The organism is Luteibacter jiangsuensis (genome assembly GCF_030812295.1).
GTDB lineage: Bacteria > Pseudomonadota > Gammaproteobacteria > Xanthomonadales > Rhodanobacteraceae > Luteibacter > Luteibacter jiangsuensis_A.
The window spans coordinates 1,031,165-1,048,880 of the sequence record NZ_JAUSSK010000002.1; the positions used below are offsets into that span (position 1 = coordinate 1,031,165).

Below are 17,716 nucleotides of genomic sequence, written 5' to 3' on the forward strand. Positions count from 1 at the left end.
CCTGAACGTTCGCCCGGGACCGCGCCTGATGCGCCATATACGCGTGCTACGCTTCCACGCATGGATGAAGTTCTCGCCGCGCGCCGCGCACGACCCGCACGTCACCTCCCGCGCCTCGCTGGCGCGATGATCGCCTTCCCCCTGATGTTCGCCTCCGCGGCCTTCGCCGAAACCCATCCGGGGCAGGAGCAACTGGTGCGCGAAGTCGCCAGGGACACCGGCAAGAGCAAAGCCTCGCTGAACGCGTTGCTCGACGGCGCGAAGAAACAGCAGGCCATCCTCGATGCGATCAGCCGTCCGGCCGAGGGCAAGCCGTGGCGCGACTACCGTCCGATTTTTCTCACCGAGCAGCGCATCCAGGCGGGGGCCGATTTCTATCGCCAGCACCGGCAGTTGCTCGACGGCATCGGCCGCAAGTACGGCGTGCCGCCCGAATACATCGTCGCCATCGTCGGCGTGGAGACCTTCTACGGCCGCAACACGGGCAAATGGAAGGTGCTGGATGCATTGGCCACGCTGGCGTTCTACTACCCCAAACGCGCACCGTTCTTCCGCGAGCAACTGAAGGCCTTGCTCGAACTGCCGCAGAATCACCTGGGCGGTCCGCTCGACACGCTGACCGGCTCGTATGCCGGCGCGCAGGGCTGGGGCCAGTTCATGCCCTCGTCCATCCGCGACTGGGGCGTGGATTACGACCACGACGGCCGTATCGACATGAAGGGCTCGATGGGCGACATCTTCGCCAGCGTCGCCAATTACTTCGCCCAGCACGGCTGGGAAGCGGGTGGCCCGGTCGCCGCGCGTGCCCAGCCCGACGCCCGCGCCGTGGATCCGGCCGTGCCCAAGGACTGGAAGCCGGTGGCGCCGGTGGAATCGTTCGTCGCGGACGGCTTCGCGCCGCTGCAACACCTCAATCCCGGCCGCGATGCGCAACTGGTGCGCCTGGACGGGCCGGCGGGTGACGAATACTGGTTCGTGTTCCAGAACTTCTACGTGATCACCACGTACAACCGCAGCCCCATGTACGCCATGGCCGTGGACCAGCTGGCGCGCGAGATCCGCGCCCGCACGCATGGACCCGGCGAACGATGATCCCTGGGTGGCATACCGCCCTCCCAGGCCAAGCCCGGTGGGAGCCGACCCTGTCGGCGATGGGAGTTCGCGACAGCCTTGAATCGCCGACAGGGCCGGCTCCCACCAGGCTGAAACGCCACGCCACCATCCTCGCGATCGTCCTCATCACGCTGTTCCTCACCGCCTGCGGCGGCTCCCGTAACGCGCGCCCCTCGTCACGCGGCGGCAGTTCCACGGCACCCAGCGGCGGCCGTTACGACGACATCCGCAAGTCCCAAGGCTCGCGCTATCGCTCCCGTTCCGACAGCGTTCCCACCGATATCCCGGACGTGAACAAGCTCCCGGAGCCGGTGCCGAAGGTGGAGCCGCGCTCGCTCTACGGCAACAAGTCGCCGTACTCGGTGCTCGGCCAGACCTACAACGTGCTGCCGAGCCCGCGCGGGTACGTGGAACGCGGCATCGCCTCGTTCTACGGGAACAAGTTCCACGGCTACAAGACCTCGAGCCTCGAGGAATACGACATGTACCAGTTCTCGGCGGCGCACAAGACCTTGCCGCTGCCGAGCTACGCGCGCGTCACCAACCTCGAGAACGGCAAGAGCGTCATCGTGCGCGTCAACGATCGCGGCCCGTTCCACGAAAACCGCATCATCGACCTATCGTTCGCCGCGGCCGTGAAAATCGGCGTGTGGCCCAAGGGCACGGGGCTGGTGGAAGTCCGCGCCATCGACCCCAACGACCCGGGCAGCGACCGCGGCGCGCCGTATGTGAACAACGCGCCGAAGCCGGCCCCGATCATGGCGCCGCCTCCGTCACCGCAGCGCGCGGTCACGGCTTCGGTGGGGACCAACCCGGCGGACGATGATGGCCACGTGCCCGGGATGACCGGGGTTTCCCCGAGCGAAGCGTTGCCGCCGTTGGCCGCCGCGACGACGAACGTGCCAGCCTCGACCACGTCTTCGGCTCCCGTCCCGGCCCAGGCCACAGCCGCCCGGCAGGCACCCCCGTCCCCTCCGGGGGCGGCGTCCAGCCAAGGCATCGCCGCCAACCCGGGGCCGATCACCGCTCCCTCGGCCGGCAAGCCCAGCATCTATCTCCAGGTCGGCGCCTTCTCCGATGTCGTGAACGCGAATCGCGTGGCCGACCGGTTGAACCGCGCGGGCCTCGGACCGGTCAGTGTCGTGGAGACCAATATCGGCGGCCGCAACGTGCGCCGCGTGCGCGTGGGACCATTGGCCGACGTGGACACGGCCGACCGCGTGACCGAACAGATTGCCGGCATGGGCCTGCCCAGGCCGCAGGTCGCGGTAGACTGACCCCCTTTTTCCTGCTTTGAACTGGACCGTTGAAACGATGAAGCTCTTGCCCCGTTCCCTGTTCGCTTTCGCCGCCGCCGCGCTTGTCGCGGGTGTGACCGTGGCGCAGCAGACCCCGCCCCGTCCGTCCGTGCCGCGTCCGGTGGTTCCCGAGGCGCCGGTGCCGCCGCCGCCGGATGTCGAGGGCAAGAGCTGGGTGTTGATGGACTACAACACCGGGCAGATCATCGCGTCGAAGGAACCGGATCTGCAGGTCGAACCGGCGTCGATCACGAAAGTCATGACCGACTATGTGGTCTCGGCCGAGGTCGGCAACGGCAAGATCCACATGACCGACCCGGTCACCATCAGCGAGAACGCGTGGCGTGGCGGCGGCGCGGGCACCGATGGCTCCACCAGCTTCCTCAAGCTCAACAGCCAGGTGCCGCTGAAGGACCTGCTCTACGGGATGATCATCCAGTCGGGCAACGATGCCGCCATCGCGCTGGCCGAGCACACCGCGGGCTCCGAGCCCGCGTTCGCCAACCTGATGAACGCCTACGCCAAGCAGCTCGGCATGACGCATTCGAATTTCCAGAATGCGTCCGGCTATCCGGTGGCCAACCACTACACGACGGCCCGCGACATCGCGATCCTCTCTCGCGCGCTGATCCACGACTTCCCGGAGGACTACGCGATCTCGGCCGTGAAGGAGTTCGAGTGGAACGGCATCAAGCAGCACAATCGCAACCTGCTGCTCTGGCGCGACAACACCGTCGATGGCATCAAGACCGGCCATACGGCTGCGGCGGGCTACTGCCTTGCCGCATCGGCGAAGCAGGGCGACGCGCGCATGATCGCCATCGTCATGGGCGCCACTAGCGAGAAGGGTCGCGCCGACGCGGCGCTGGCGCTGCTCAACTACGGCTTCCGCTTCTACGAGTCGCACAAGCTCTACGAAGCCAACAAGCCGCTGGCCACGCCGAAGCTCTGGAAGGGCGCCGAGAACACCATCCCACTGGGTCTCACCGAAGACGCCCTCGTCTCGGTCAAGCGTGGCGATTACGACAAGCTCAAGGCCGACCTCGATATCCCCGCCACCCTGATCGCTCCCTTCAAGAAAGGCCAGCAAGTGGGCACGCTGCGTGTGACGCTGGATGGCCAGCCGGTGCTTGCCGCGCCGCTGGTGGCGCTCGCGGATGCGCCGGAAGGCGGCTTCTTCTCGCGCCTCTGGGACACGATCATGCTGTGGTTCCACAGCGACGGCGACAAGAAGTAAGAGGGCAAGGCCATGCGTGAAATCGACTTCAGCGATGCGCAGAAGGAAGGGAAGGGGTTCCAGTTCCCCGGCGAGTTCGAGATCACCGCGATAGGCAACGCCAACGCGGGCCTTGACAAGCACGTGCCGGCGTTGCTGCATGGCATCGGGCTGGAGGTGCTCCACGAGACGCTTTCCACGAAGCTGACGCCGGCTGGCAACTACCAGTCGGTGACGGTGAGCTTCGTCGCCCCGTCCCGCGAGAAATACCTGGAAGCCCACAGCACGTTGCGGGCGGACCGGGACATTCGTTTCACGATGTAGGCGGCCTGGCCCGCTGCCGCGGGATCGCCGGCATGGCCGGCTCCCACAAGGGTCCGTCCGGCTGGGTGGGAGCCGGCCATGCCGGCGATCCGGGCGCCACGGGTTTACTCTTGTAACCCCCGGCGCCCGCCCACAACTCCCCCGAATCCCCTCCGACCTTGCCTCCCATGACCCTCCCGCTCAACGTCCGCCGGCTGGGGCGCGTGCCCTACGAGTCCACCTGGAAGGCCATGAGCGCCTTCACCGACAATCGCACCGATGACACCGTCGATGAGCTGTGGCTGCTGGAGCACGACCCGGTGTTCACCTTGGGTCAGGCGGGTCTGGCGGAGCACGTGTTGGCGGCGGGCGACATCCCCGTCGTCCGCGTGGACCGCGGCGGCCAGGTCACCTATCACGGTCCCGGGCAGATCGTGGCCTATCCCATGATCGATCTGCGCCGCGTGGGCGTGGGCGTGCGTGAGCTGGTCCACCGCATCGAGCAGGCCATCATCGACACCCTCGGGGAGTGGAATATCGGCGCGGAGCGCCGCGAGGGCGCGCCCGGCGTGTACGCCGCGGGGGCCAAGGTGGCCGCGCTGGGCCTGCGCATCCGCCGCGGCTGCAGCTTCCACGGGCTGGCCTTCAACGTGGACATGGACCTGGAGCCCTACCACCGCATCAATCCCTGCGGCTACAAGGGTTTGGAAGTCACCCAGGTGCTAGACTTGGGCGGTCCGTCGCGGTTGGCGGACGTGGAAGACGTCCTGGTACAGGAATTCTGCAAGCAGTTCGGTTTCCACGCCGTCGACGCCGCGCCCATCCTCCCCGAACTCCCCGCCCGCCTTGCGGTCTGAGGCAGTAGCCCTATGAGCCAATCCTCCGTTTCCCCTTCCCGCAGCATTCCCATCGCCGTCGTCGACAAGCCCGGCGAGAAGATGCTCGGCAACGACAAGATCGCGCTCAACCGCGCGAGCTTCGACGCCAACCAGCCCGTGCTGCGCAAGCCCGGCTGGATCCGCGTGCGCCTGCCCCAGGGCAACGCCGTGCAGCAGTTGAAGGCGCGCCTGCGCGAGAACTCGCTGACCACGGTGTGCGAGGAAGCCAGCTGCCCGAATATCCACGAGTGCTTCTCCAAGGGCACCGCCACCTTCATGATCCTCGGCGAGGTCTGCACCCGCCGTTGCTCGTTCTGCGACGTGGCCCACGGCCGTCCGCTGGCGCCCGATCCGCTCGAGCCGGCTCGCCTGGCCGAGACGATCCGCGACATGCGCCTGAAGTACGTTGTGATCACCTCGGTGGACCGCGACGACCTTCGTGACGGCGGCGCCGCCCATTTCGCGGCCTGCATCCGCGCGGTGCGCCATGCCAGCCCGGACATCCGGATCGAGATCCTCACCCCGGATTTCCGCGGCAAGGGCCGTATGGAGCGTGCGCTGGAGGTCCTCAAGGACTTCCCGCCGGATGTCTTCAACCACAACCTGGAGACGGTGCCGCACCTCTACCGCGAGGTCCGTCCGGGCGCCGACTACCAGTGGTCGCTGGATCTGCTGAAGAACTTCAAGGCGCAGCATCCGACGGTGCCGACCAAGTCCGGCATCATGCTGGGCCTGGGCGAGACGCTCGAGCAGGTGCTGGAGACCATGCGCGATCTACGCGCCCATGACGTCGACATGATCACCATCGGCCAGTACCTGCAGCCGACGGCGCACCACCATCCGGTGGTCCGTTACTGGACGCCGGACGAATTCGAAGCGCTGCGCGTCGCTGGCGATGAAATGGGTTTCTCCCATGTCGCCTCCGGTCCGTTGGTGCGATCCTCCTACCATGCCGACCTGATGGCTCACGCCGCCGGCGTCGTCGAATAAACGCCCCAACGCATTCCGAGGCTCCGACTACATGACTCTTCGCCCCGCGATCGCTCTCCTGCTGGCCTTGTCGGCCGCGGGTGTCCAGGCACAGGCTGCCGCGCCGCAGCAGCAGCCGGGCACGACCGCGCCGGCGGGCAAGTCGGCGCCCCAACCGAAGGATGCCTCGGAAGCGGCGACCTCGCCGGAGCCGCAGCGCAAGGAATCCAGCCTGCCGCTGAAGCCCACCCAGGCCGAGGCCCAGGCGTCGCAGCTGTCCGCGCGCTTCCTCACGCGTTTCCACTACCAGGCCCAGCCGCTCGACGACGCCATGTCGGCCAAGATCTACAAGGCCTACATCGAGTCGCTCGATAGCGAGAAGGTCTTCTTCACGCAGGAAGACCTCGCCAAGTTCGAACCGCTGAAGACGCAGTTCGACGACGCCATCTGGAACCAGGATCTGACCGGTCCGTTCTCGGTGTTCAACCTGTACGTCACGCGCGCCGTCGACCGCATGAACTATGCGCGCAGCCTGCTCAAGCAGGGCTTCGACTTCAGCGGCAACGAGAGCTTCAACTTCGATCGCAAGAAGGCCGCCGCGCCGAAGAACCAGGCCGAACTCGACGACGTGTGGCGCAAGCGCACGATGAACGACTGGCTGCGCCTGAAGCTCGCCGGCAAGAACGACGACGACATCCGCAAGACGCTCGACAAGCGCTACGCGACGTACATCTCGCGCGTGCGCCAACTCGACGACGAAGATGCGACGCAGGCCTTCATGACCGCGTACGCGAACTCCACCGATCCGCACACCGATTACCTCGGCCCCCGCGCCGCCGACGCCTTCGACATCGCCATGCGCCTGTCGCTGGAAGGTATCGGCGCGGTGCTGCAGGCGCGCGACGACTACACCACCATCCGCGAACTCGTTCCCGGCGGCCCGGCGATCAAGTCCGGCAAGATGAAGCCGGGCGATCGCATCGTCGCCATCGGCCAGGGCGAGACCGGTCCGATGGTCGACGTGGTCGGCTGGCGCCAGGACGACGTGGTCAAGCTCATCCGCGGCAAGAAGGACACCACCGTCCGCATCGAGACCCTTCCTGCCGATGCCGGCGTGGACGGCAAGCACGAGATCGTGACCCTGGTTCGCAAGAAGGTCACGATGGAAGAGCAGGCCGCCAAGTCGAAGGTCATCGACGTGAAGGATGGCGACGTCACGCGCAAGATCGGCGTGATCGAACTGCCCACGTTCTACCAGGACTTCGGCGCGCGCCGTAACGGCGACGCCAACTTCAAGAGCGCCACCCGCGACGTCTCCAAGCTGCTCACCGAGCTGAAGGCGCAGAAGGTCGAAGGCGTCATCATGGACCTGCGCAACAACGGCGGCGGTTCGCTCAACGAAGCCACCGAACTCACCGGCCTGTTCATCGACACCGGCCCGGTCGTGCAAGTGCGCGACGCGCGTGGTCAGGTCGACGCCCAGGGCGACGACGCGCCGGGCATGGCGTGGGACGGTCCGATGGCGGTGCTGGTCAACCGTGGTTCGGCATCGGCGTCGGAGATCTTCGCCGCCGCCATCCAGGACTACGGCCGCGGCATCATCATCGGCGAGCCCACCTTCGGCAAGGGCACCGTGCAGAACCTGGTCGACCTCGACCGCTTCGGCAAGGCCACCACGGGCGAGGACGCCAAGTACGGCGAACTCAAGATGACGATCGCCGAGTTCATCCGCATCAACGGCGACAGCACGCAGCTGCGCGGCGTCACGCCCGACGTGCAGTTCCCGCAGAACGGCGATGCCAAGGAATTCGGCGAGTCCACCTACGACAATGCGCTGCCGTGGCGTCACATCGATCCGGCCGACTACAAGCCGGTCGCCGATCTCAAGCCGATCATCGGTCCGCTCAACCAGAAGCACCAGGCGCGCGTGGCCACTTCGCCCTCGTGGAAGTTGATGCTCGACGAGCTGGCGCAGTACCAGAAGCTGCGCGACAAGACCGACATCTCGCTGAACTTCGCGGCGCGCCAGGCCGAGCGCAAGCAGTACGACACCATCCAGACCGACTTCCGCAACCGCCGCAAGGCGATCTTCGGCGGCGACGGCAGCCCGGCGGACCTGGGCGACGATGGCAACACGGCGGACGACGGCCTCAACGCCAACGAACGCAGCATCAAGTCCGAGATCAAGCAGGAAGCCGACGCGAAGAAGGCCAAGGACACGCCGCTGGACGAAGCCGCCCACATCGTCGGCGACGAAGTCGCGATGATCAAGGCCGATCCCAAGATCGCCGCGGAAGTGCTTCCGTACGGTGGCCGCAAGATCGACGCCCCGCAAACGGCGCAGGTACCGGCAAAAGCACCGGCCGACAGCACCCCGTAACAAGAAGGCGCCGCAAGGCGCCTTTTTTTATGCGGACCCCCACTCTTTTATGGGGAGCTCCACTCTGTCGTTTTTTGGTGGGAGCCGACCTTGTCGGCGATCCGGCGGCAGCGAGCCAGTTGGCGGCAAGCACCCCATCGCCGAGAGGGTCGGCTCCCACCAGAGCACGCATTCATCCTTTTCCTGATAGCCTCGATGCGCTTTTTCATCGCACAAGGGCAGGGAAATGACGGATCTCCTCGAGCGACTCGGCGTCGAACACGCCATGAGCGTCCTCATCGTCGGTTACGCCATCCGCATCGGACTGGCTTTGCTGCTTCTGGTCGTGGGCTTCTGGCTTGCCGCGCGTATCGCCAACTTCGGGCGCCGTGCGCTCGAACGCGCGCGTGTCGACCTCACGCTGGCGTTGTTCCTGCGTAACCTCATCTATGGCGTACTGCTGGCGCTGCTCTTCATCAACGTGCTCGGCACGGTCGGTGTCCCGACCACCTCGTTCATCGCCGCGCTGGGGGCCGCCGGCCTCGCCATCGGTCTTGCGCTCAACAGCTCGCTGTCCAACATCGCCTGGGGCGTGCTGCTGATCCTGTTCCGTCCTTTCCGCGTGGGTGATTTCGTCAGCCTGGGTGGCATCGACGGCACGGTGGAAAGCGTCAACCTCATGCATACCTACCTGATCACGCCGGATAACCGCCAGGCGGTCGTGCCCAATGCCAAGGTGGGTGGCGACGCGATCATCAACTACAACGTGCGTGGCACGCGCCGTTTCGAGTTGAAGGTGGGTATCGGCTATGGCGACAACATCGGCAAGGCCATGCAGGTGGTGCAGGATCTGTTCGCCGCGGACCCGCGCATCCTCAAGGACCCCGCACCCGGCGTGTGGACCGAGGCCTTGGGCGATTCCAGCGTGAACCTCGTCATCCGTGGATGGACCGCCACGGCCGACATGTGGGAGACGCAGACGACGCTCCTGCGCCGGATCAAGGAAGGATTCGACGAGGCCGGCATCACCATCCCTTACCCACAGAGCGAGATCCGTCTCGTGGGACCACCGTCCGAGGGCGAGCGCAATCCGCTGCAGCCTGCGAAGTGAGGGAAGCCGCCTGAGTGGGAGCCGACTCTGTCGGCGATCCCGCGGCAGCGGGCAGGGTCCCGGCGAGCATCCATCGCCGACGAAGTCGGCTCCCTCCAAGCGACCCCAAGGTCGGCTCTCACGAAGCAGCGTGGGCCCACGGCCTTTCAGAACCGCCCCGCAAACCAGAAATCGTCCCAAACGACCGTTTGAATCGAGCAAAAACGGGTCATCCGGCGGGCCCTAGGGATTACAATCGACCGGTTGCGCCGCAGCACGGCGCCCGTCATTCCCCCGCCAGCGGGTTCGTCCGCCCGCAAGCGCCTGTTTTTAGGAGGTTCCATGGCCGACGTCAAAGAAGCCCGCGTCCCCGATATCGGTGGTAGCGCGGTCCCCGTCATCGAAATCATGGTCAAGGTCGGCGATCGCGTCGAGAAAGACCAGAGCCTGGTGACGCTCGAGTCCGACAAGGCCACGATGGAAGTCCCGGCACCCTTTGCCGGTGTCATCAAGGAACTGAAGGTCAAGGTCGGCGACGAAGTCAACGAAGGCCACGTCATCGCCTTGGTGGAAGCCGAGGGCGATGCCCCGGCCGCGCAGCCGAAGGCCGAGGCTCCGAAGGCGGAAGCACCGAAGGCCGAGGCCCCGAAGGCAGCTGCTCCCGCGCCCGCGCCCGCGCCAGCCGCGGCCATGGCGCCGTCGGCGTCGAAGTCCTCCGGCCCGGTCGAGGTGAAGGTTCCCGACATCGGCGGCAAGCCGGTGCCGATCATCGAGATCATGGTCAAGGCCGGCGATCGCGTCGAGAAGGACCAGAGCCTCATGACGCTCGAGTCCGACAAGGCCACGATGGACATTCCCGCGCCCTCGGCGGGCGTGATCAAGGAACTGAAGGTCAAGGTCGGCGACGAGGTCAACGACGACCACATCATCGCGATCCTCGAAGGCGAGGGCGGCGAAGCCGCTGCCGCCGACGAACAGCCGGCGCCGTCCAGCGACAAGCCGGGCGTTTCCGAAGCCCCCGCCGAAGCGCCGCGCCGCGAAGCCGCGGTCGCGCCGTCGGCTGACCTGCCGGTGGGTGGCGCGCCGCGCACGCCGCCGGTGTCGTTCGATGCATCGGTCGTCATGCCCGACGCCGTCCCGTACGCGAGCCCGGTCGTGCGTGCCTTCGCGCGCGAGCTCGGCGTCGACGTGGCCCAGGTCAAGGGCAGCGGCCGCGGTGGCCGCATCCAGCGCGAAGACGTGTCCGCTTACGTGAAGCAGGTGATGTCCGCTGGCGCTCCGGTGGCCGCGGGCGGCGCCGTCGCCGCCGGTGGCGGGCTCAACCTGCTGCCGTGGCCGAAGGTCGACTTCTCGAAGTTCGGCGAGGTGGACGAGAAGCCGCTGTCGCGCATCCAGAAGATCTCCGGTGCGAACCTGGCGCGCAACTGGGCGATGATCCCGCACGTCACGCAGTACGAAGATGCCGACATCACCGAGCTGGAAGCCTTCCGCAAGAAGCTCGGCGAAGAGAACAAGGACCTGAAGATCACCCCGCTGGTGTTCCAGATCAAGGCGGTGGTCGCGGCGCTGAAGAAGTTCCCCACCTTCAACGCCTCGCTCGATGCCTCCGGCGAAAAGCTCACGCTGAAGAAGTACTTCCACATCGGCATCGCCGTGGACACGCCCGACGGTCTCGTCGTGCCGGTCATCCGCGATGCCGACAAGAAGGGTCTGCTCGAACTCGCCACGGAACTGGGCGAGATTTCCAAGAAGGCGCGCGACAAGAAGCTCACCGCCAACGACATGTCCGGCGGTTGCTTCTCCATTTCCTCGCTCGGCGGCATCGGTGGCACGGCGTTCACGCCGATCATCAACGCCCCGGAAGTGGCGATCCTCGGCGTGTCGAAGGCACAGATGAAACCCGTCTGGAACGGCAAGGAATTCGCGCCGCGCCTGATGTTGCCGCTGTCGCTGTCGTACGACCACCGCGTGATCGACGGCGCGCTCGCCGCGCGCTTCGCCGTATACCTCGCCAACCAGCTCGGCGACATCCGCCGGCTGTTGCTCTGACGGGGGGACCGGATCATGGCTAACACCATCGAACTGAAGGTTCCCGACCTCGGCGGCTCGCACGACGTGCCGGTCATCGAGATCCTGGTCAAGGTCGGCGACACGGTCGCGAAGGACCAGAGCCTCATCACCCTCGAGTCCGACAAGGCCACGATGGACGTGCCGGCCACGCAGGCCGGCAAGATCGTCGAACTGAAGGTCAAGGTCGGCGACGAGGTGAACGACGGCAGCGTCATCGCCCTGATCGAAGCCGAAGACGGCACCGGGAAACCGGCGGCCGGCAAGATCGTCGGCCAGTCCGTGGCGAAGGAAACGCCCGCGCCCGCCATGCCGTCGCCCGCTCCGGCACCGCCGAAGCAGGCCGTCGCGGCCCCGGCTCCCGTCGCGAACGTGAAGGCGGCGGGCGATTCGGGGCGCAAGGCGGACATCGAGTGCCAGCTGGTCGTCCTCGGCTCGGGCCCGGGTGGCTATACCGCGGCGTTCCGTGGCGCCGACATCGGCCTCGACACCGTGCTGGTCGAACGCTACGAATCGCTGGGCGGCGTCTGCCTCAACGTGGGCTGCATCCCGTCGAAGGCGCTGCTGCACGCGGCCGCCGTGATCGACGAGGCCGCCGCCATCGAGGCGCACGGCATCACCTTCGGCAAGCCCAAGATCGACCTGGACAAGCTGCGCTCGTTCAAGGAAAAGGTCGTCGGCAAGCTCACCGGCGGCCTCGCCCAGATGGCGAAGGCGCGCAAGGTGCGTACCGTCACCGGCATCGGCATGTTCATCTCGCCGAATGAAATGGAAGTCCAGACGGCCGAAGGCACGAAACTCATCCGCTTCCAGAACGCCATCATCGCCGCGGGCTCGCAGTCGGTGAAGCTGCCCTCGTTCCCGTGGGACGACGAGCGCGTCATCGATTCCACCGGGGCGCTCGAACTGCGCGACGTACCGAAGAAGCTGCTCGTCGTGGGCGGCGGCATCATCGGCCTGGAAATGGCCACGGTGTACGCGGGCCTCGGCTCGGAAGTCACGGTGGTGGAACTGGCCGACCAGCTCATGCCGGGTGCCGACCTCGACTTGGTGAAGCCGCTGCAGGCACGCATCGCCAAGCGCTACAAGGGCATCCACCTCAAGACCAAGGTCGTCGAGGCGAAGGCCACGAAGAAGGGCATCGAAGTCACCTTCGACGGCGAGAGCATCCCCGAGACCACCGTGTACGATCGCGTGCTGGTGTCCGTGGGCCGCTCGCCGAACGGCAACAAGATCGGTGCGGACAAGGCCGGCGTGGAAGTCAGCGAGCGCGGGTTCATTCCCGTCGACCGCCAGATGCGCACGAACGTGAAGCACATCTTCGCCATCGGCGACCTCGTGGGCCAGCCGATGCTGGCGCACAAGGCCACGCATGAGGCCAAGGTCGCCGCCGAAGCGGCTGCCGGCCAGAAGAGCTTCTTCGATGCCCGGGTGATCCCGTCGGTGGCCTATACCGATCCGGAAATCGCCTGGGTTGGCGTGACCGAACGCGAGGCCAAGGAAAAGGGCCTGAAGATCGGCGTGGGCAAGTTCCCCTGGGCGGCGTCCGGCCGCGCCATCGGCATCGACCGCACCGAAGGCTTCACCAAGCTTCTGTTCGACGAGGAAACCCACCGCATCGTCGGTGCCGGCATCGTCGGTCCGCACGCGGGCGACCTCATCTCCGAACTCGCCCTCGCGATCGAGATGGGCGCCGAAGCCGGCGATATCGGGCGCACCGTCCATCCGCACCCCACGCTTGCCGAATCCGTCGGCATGGCGGCCGAGGTGTACGAAGGCACGATCACCGACCTGTACATCCCGAAGAAGAAATAACCTACCGACACCCGCGGTGCCGTACGGCATCGCGGGCCGTCGCGGCAGGGCATGGTCGGTGAATGTTTTCACGACCCCATTCCCGCGATCTTCGCCGTGGCCGGGCATCGGAACCCGGTCGCGTCTACTTCGTCACGACCACGACGTGGAACCGCGCTCCGTTGTTCCGCGACCACGGCTACGCGCGCGCGGTGGCCCGCGTCGCCCATTTGCCGGCGACATGGACGGGCGCCGCATGCCTCGCCTGGGTGGTGATGCCCGACCATTGGCACGGCCTCGTCGAGTTGCATGACGGCGATCTTTCGAAGGTGGTGGGGCGGTTCAAATCGCTGGCCACCAAGGCGATGAAGAAACATCGCGGTCGCGATTATCCGGTCTGGCAAAAGACCTTCCACGATGCGGGGCTGAGAGAGGACGACGACGTCAAGGCGGCGGCGCGTTATCTCGTCGCGAATCCCGTTCGCGCCGGCCTGGCGCAGAACGTCGGCGACTACCCGTACTGGAACGCGGTCTGGCTGTAGCCCATAAGCCGGGCCGGCGGGTCTGATGGGACATGGCCAGCGTGACGGCTTGGTGGGAGCCGACCCTGTCGGCGATTGGGCTTGCGGTGACCTGGAATCGCCGACAGGGTCGGCTCCCACCAAAGCAGGGTCCCACCAAAGCAGGCCCACCAAAAACAGGCCCGCAGGCCACCGTGACCACGGCCATATCGCCCTGCATCGCCGGTTATGGCATGGTCGGCGGATGCCAGCCCCTCAGCCAGCCCATTACCTCCGTCGCCTCGGCATCTGGGATGCCGCCATGATCGTCATTGGCGGTGTCATCGGCGCGGGCATTTTCCGCACGCCGGCCACCGTCGCCCAGCTCACCAGCTCCGGCACCGAAGTCATCGTGCTGTGGACGCTCGGTGGCCTGCTCACGCTCGCCGGGGTGCTTTGCTACGCCGAACTCGGCGCCAGGCGTCCGCAAGCCGGCGGCACCTACGTCTACCTGCGTGAGGCGTTCGGCCAGCTGCCGGCCTTCCTGTTCGGCTGGACGATGGCGCTGATCAACTATCCGGGCAGCGTCGCCGCGGTCGCGACCACCTTCGCCGACTACGCGTGCCGCGCCATGGGCCTTCCGCACGAATGGGTGAAGCCGCTGGCGGTCGGCGCGATCAGCTTCATCGTGGCGGTGAACCTGTTCGGCATCCGCGCCGGTGCCTGGGTGCAGAACATCTTTACCGTATTGAAGCTTGCCGCCGTCGCGCTGCTGATCGTGGTCGGGCTGTTCCTCGCCCATGGCCATCTCGGCCTGGCCTTCGCCGCGGATCCCACCCACGACGTACCGGCAAGCACGGTGATCGGCGCATTGCTGCCGGCGATGTTCGCGTATGGCGGCTTCCATTACCTCAACGACCTGGCCGGCGAAGTGCGCGATCCGCAACGCACGCTGCCACGTGCGCTCGGACTCGGCATGGCCAGCGTGGTGGTGTGCTACGTGCTGGTGAATATCGCCTACATGGCGGGCCTGGGCCACGACGGTCTCGCCGCGAGCACCGCGCCCGCCGCCGACCTGATGCGCCGCGTGTTCGGTGAATCCGGTGCCACGATCATCGCCGTCGGTATCGCTTGCTCCACCTTCGGCTACTGCAGCATCGCCATCGCGGGCGGCGCGCGCGTGCTACAGGTGATGAGTGCCGACGGCATGTTCTTCCGCCCCATCGCCCGCATCGACGCCCGCACCGGCGCGCCGCAGTTCGCGCTGGTGGCGCTCGGCGCCTGGGCGATCGTGCTGATCCTCTCGGGCAGCTTCAATGCCTTGCTCAACTACACGACCGTGGGTGAGTGGTTGTCGCATGCGTTCGGTATCGCGACGATCTTCTGGTATCGCAAGAAATTGCTGTCGGAGCCGTCGCCTTATCTGGTGCCCGGCTATCCATGGTTGCCGTTGGTCTTCACCACGACGGTGCTTTGCGTGATCGCCGCCACCGCGGTGACGGCGCCCGCGGATGCGGGGATGAGCCTGGTGATCATCGCCATCGGCGTGCCGGTGTACTACCTGTGGCGCCGCCGGGCGGTGGCTTGAGTAGTGGCGGCAGTGTGGGAGCCGCTTCAGCGGCGACGAGCGCGGCGGCAACCTGGCCCGCTGCCGCGGGATCGCCGGCGTAGCCGGCTCCCACAACAACACTCGTTCTGCGCATGGGGTGGCACCGTTCACCTGTAGCGTGGCAGATTGGGGCGATGCGTCCCATCACTCTCTTCGTGCTAGCCACGGCGGTCGCCGCCATGGACTCCGTCGTAGCCGCCGCGCCGGCCAGCGCGCAGGCGACGGCCGTGAACCTCGTCCATCCCGGCGCATCCGTGCGCATCGCGGCGCACGACACCGTGCTCGATCCCACCGTGCGCAAGAGCGCGGAAGGGGAGGAACTGGTGGCGGTGACGTTCAAGCCGGCGGCGAAGCCGTCGCTCGTACTCGCTCCTGCGAAGGGCGGTTGGTCATGGCCCGCCGATGGCACCCTGCGCTTGCGCGTGCAGAACGGCATGCCGTGGCCGGTCACGCTCATGATCGACGTCGCCTCGGCCTCGAAGCACCTCACGGCGACGGTGGGCATACCACCTGGCCCGCCGCAGACCGTGTCCGTATCACTGCAGGCCACCTCGCCGCGTGCGTTCGGCATGCAGGTGGGCCCGCCGATGCCGTTCGACGACAGCATCGTCGCCACGTCGGTCGACGGTGCGATCGATGCGCATGCCGTCACCTCGGTGACGTTGTCGATGCCGCAACCCGGCGCTCCGCAGACCTTGCTGTTCGGCAAGCTCGACGGTGTCGCCGGTGGTGACGACTTGCGCCATGCCTATACCGCGATCGTCGACCGGTACGGCCAGTACACCCGCACCACCTGGCCCGAGAAGGTCGCCACCGAGGACGAACTGAAAGCACGGGCCAACGCGGCGCCGGATATCGCCGCGCCGAAAGGACTCGATCGCTACGGTGGCCGCACCGACCTGCCCGCGATGCAAGCCACCGGCTGGTTCCACGCGCAGAAACATGGCGGCCGCTGGTGGCTGGTGACGCCCGAAGGCCATGCCTTCTTTTCGCTCGGCGTCAACGCCGTCAACCTCACCGACGGACGTACCTACGTGCAAGGCCGCGAGTACATGTTCGCGGACCCCGGCGCCGCGAAGGGACCGTTCGGCGGCGCGGCCGACAGCCGTAGCGACCAGGGCTCGCAGCGCGACAACGGCATGAATCACGGGCGCTGGTGGGATGTCTATGCGAACAACGTCGCGCGTTCGCTCGGCGACAAGGCCGAGCCCGCATGGCGCAAGCGCGCCGTCGATCGGCTCAAGGCCTGGCGGTTCAACACGCTGGGCAACTGGAGCGATCCGGCTTTCGCCGACGATCATCGCATCGCCTATACCGTACCCATCCTGATCCAGGGCGATTTCAACACCGTGGGCACCGGTTTCGACTACTGGGGCCGCATGCCCGACCCTTTCGATCCGCGTTTCGTCAAGGCGACCGAGGCCGCCGTGGCGAACGCGGCCAAGGGCGTGCGTGACGACCCCTGGTTGCTGGGCTATTTCGCCGACAACGAACTCTCATGGGCGGGAAGGGGGCCGCAAGGCCGCTGGGCGCTCGCCACGGGCAGCCTTGCGCAGGGTCCGGAAAGTCCCGCGAAACAAGCCTTCCTCGACTACCTGAAGAAGACCCACGGCAACGCCGCCACGTTCGCGAAAGCCTGGGACGTGCCCGTGGCGAATTGGGAACAGGTGGCCGCCAAGGGATTCAAGGCGCCGGACCCCAACGAAGCGCATCCGGCGATCGCGGCCGACTACATCGCCTTCCTGAAACTCTATGCGAACCAGTATTTCCGCACCGTCGCGCAGACATTGAAGCAAGCCGACCCGCACCATCTGTTTCTCGGCGGCCGTCTGGCCGTCCGAACGCCGGAAGTGGAAGAAGCCAGCGCGGCTTATGCGGACGTGACCAGCATCAACACCTATACCGACCTGCCGGAGCACGGCTTCGACGTAGCCGCCTTCCGCAAGATGGACAAGCCCGTCCTGATCACGGAATTCCACTTCGGCTCGGCGGATCGCGGTCCCTTCGGCAACGGCGTCGCCGCGGTGGCCAGCGAGGAAGAGCGCGGCAAGGCCTATGCGCGCTTCGTCGACGCCGCGGTGGCGTCGGGCGTGATCGTGGGAACGCACTGGTTCCAGTACGTGGACCAGCCGGTGACGGGACGCATCCTCGACGGGGAGAACGCACACATCGGGCTGGTCGGCATCACCGACATCCCGTTCGAAGGGTTTACCCGCGCCGTCACCGACGCCAACGCCCGCACAGGCGGTGGATCAGGCGGCGCGCGCTAGGGGAAGGCTGCGTCGGACCTCGCGGGAGGCGTCGCGGCCGAGGGCGAAGGCGATCGGCTCGGCGATGCCGACGATCGTGCTGATCGCCACGTTCTGGTTCACCGCATAACTCATGGAAAACGCGATGCTGAAGTGCGTCGCGGCGTATTTGATCTTTCTGGCCATGGCCGGACTCTCCAATAGGAATGCATCTCATTATGGGGATGCCGTTCCATGAGTCCAAGTGATCGTATGGATGGCGCCGATAGGA

General features: G+C 66.6%; 14 protein-coding genes. 13 read left to right on the forward strand and 1 reads right to left on the reverse strand.

Annotation, left to right across the window (positions count from 1 at the left end; genetic code table 11):
• Positions 1–60 precede the first annotated feature (60 nt).
• From mltB to J2T07_RS09975, 13 genes are all read left to right on the forward strand, one after another.
• Positions 61–1,092 carry a lytic murein transglycosylase B gene (mltB, locus tag J2T07_RS09915; protein WP_430539339.1) on the forward strand — a complete coding sequence of 344 codons (1,032 nt, stop codon included), beginning with the start codon at positions 61–63 and terminating at the stop codon, positions 1,090–1,092.
• Positions 1,093–1,151: 59 nt separating this feature from the next.
• A complete protein-coding gene (locus tag J2T07_RS09920) occupies positions 1,152–2,390 on the forward strand; it encodes a septal ring lytic transglycosylase RlpA family protein (RefSeq protein WP_306849430.1) in 1,239 nt (412 codons plus the stop codon).
• A 37-nt stretch (positions 2,391–2,427) separates the two neighbouring features.
• Positions 2,428–3,648, forward strand: coding sequence for a D-alanyl-D-alanine carboxypeptidase family protein (locus J2T07_RS09925; protein ID WP_306849432.1), 1,221 nt, complete (start codon positions 2,428–2,430; stop codon positions 3,646–3,648).
• A gap of 12 nt (positions 3,649–3,660) precedes the next feature.
• Complete coding sequence (locus J2T07_RS09930) at positions 3,661–3,951, forward strand: DUF493 family protein (RefSeq protein WP_306849434.1); 291 nt, start codon at positions 3,661–3,663, stop codon at positions 3,949–3,951.
• 167 nt (positions 3,952–4,118) lie between these two features.
• Complete coding sequence (gene lipB / locus J2T07_RS09935; protein ID WP_306849436.1) at positions 4,119–4,787, forward strand: lipoyl(octanoyl) transferase LipB; 669 nt, start codon at positions 4,119–4,121, stop codon at positions 4,785–4,787.
• A gap of 12 nt (positions 4,788–4,799) precedes the next feature.
• On the forward strand, positions 4,800–5,798 hold the full coding sequence (gene lipA, locus J2T07_RS09940) for a lipoyl synthase (protein ID WP_306849439.1): 999 nt from the start codon (positions 4,800–4,802) through the stop codon (positions 5,796–5,798).
• Between the two features lie 31 nt (positions 5,799–5,829).
• A complete protein-coding gene (locus J2T07_RS09945; protein WP_306849441.1) occupies positions 5,830–8,157 on the forward strand; it encodes a carboxy terminal-processing peptidase in 2,328 nt (775 codons plus the stop codon).
• 226 nt (positions 8,158–8,383) lie between these two features.
• Positions 8,384–9,247: a mechanosensitive ion channel family protein gene (locus J2T07_RS09950; RefSeq protein WP_306849443.1), complete on the forward strand. Its 864-nt coding sequence runs from the start codon at positions 8,384–8,386 to the stop codon at positions 9,245–9,247.
• A 321-nt stretch (positions 9,248–9,568) separates the two neighbouring features.
• Positions 9,569–11,275 carry a dihydrolipoyllysine-residue acetyltransferase gene (gene aceF / locus J2T07_RS09955; protein ID WP_306849445.1) on the forward strand — a complete coding sequence of 569 codons (1,707 nt, stop codon included), beginning with the start codon at positions 9,569–9,571 and terminating at the stop codon, positions 11,273–11,275.
• A 15-nt stretch (positions 11,276–11,290) separates the two neighbouring features.
• A complete protein-coding gene (gene lpdA, locus J2T07_RS09960) occupies positions 11,291–13,108 on the forward strand; it encodes a dihydrolipoyl dehydrogenase (protein ID WP_306849447.1) in 1,818 nt (605 codons plus the stop codon).
• A 62-nt stretch (positions 13,109–13,170) separates the two neighbouring features.
• Positions 13,171–13,629 (forward strand): REP-associated tyrosine transposase, encoded by a 459-nt coding sequence (locus tag J2T07_RS09965; RefSeq protein WP_306849449.1) that lies wholly within the window; start codon positions 13,171–13,173, stop codon positions 13,627–13,629.
• A gap of 223 nt (positions 13,630–13,852) precedes the next feature.
• Positions 13,853–15,175: an APC family permease gene (locus tag J2T07_RS09970; protein ID WP_306849451.1), complete on the forward strand. Its 1,323-nt coding sequence runs from the start codon at positions 13,853–13,855 to the stop codon at positions 15,173–15,175.
• Positions 15,176–15,330: 155 nt separating this feature from the next.
• Positions 15,331–17,466, forward strand: coding sequence for a beta-agarase (locus J2T07_RS09975; protein WP_306849453.1), 2,136 nt, complete (start codon positions 15,331–15,333; stop codon positions 17,464–17,466).
• Here J2T07_RS09975 and J2T07_RS09980 read toward each other — a convergent pair.
• Complete coding sequence (locus J2T07_RS09980; protein WP_306849455.1) at positions 17,449–17,631, reverse strand: DUF2061 domain-containing protein; 183 nt, start codon at positions 17,629–17,631, stop codon at positions 17,449–17,451. The genes J2T07_RS09975 and J2T07_RS09980 overlap by 18 nt on opposite strands.
• Positions 17,632–17,716 lie beyond the last annotated feature (85 nt).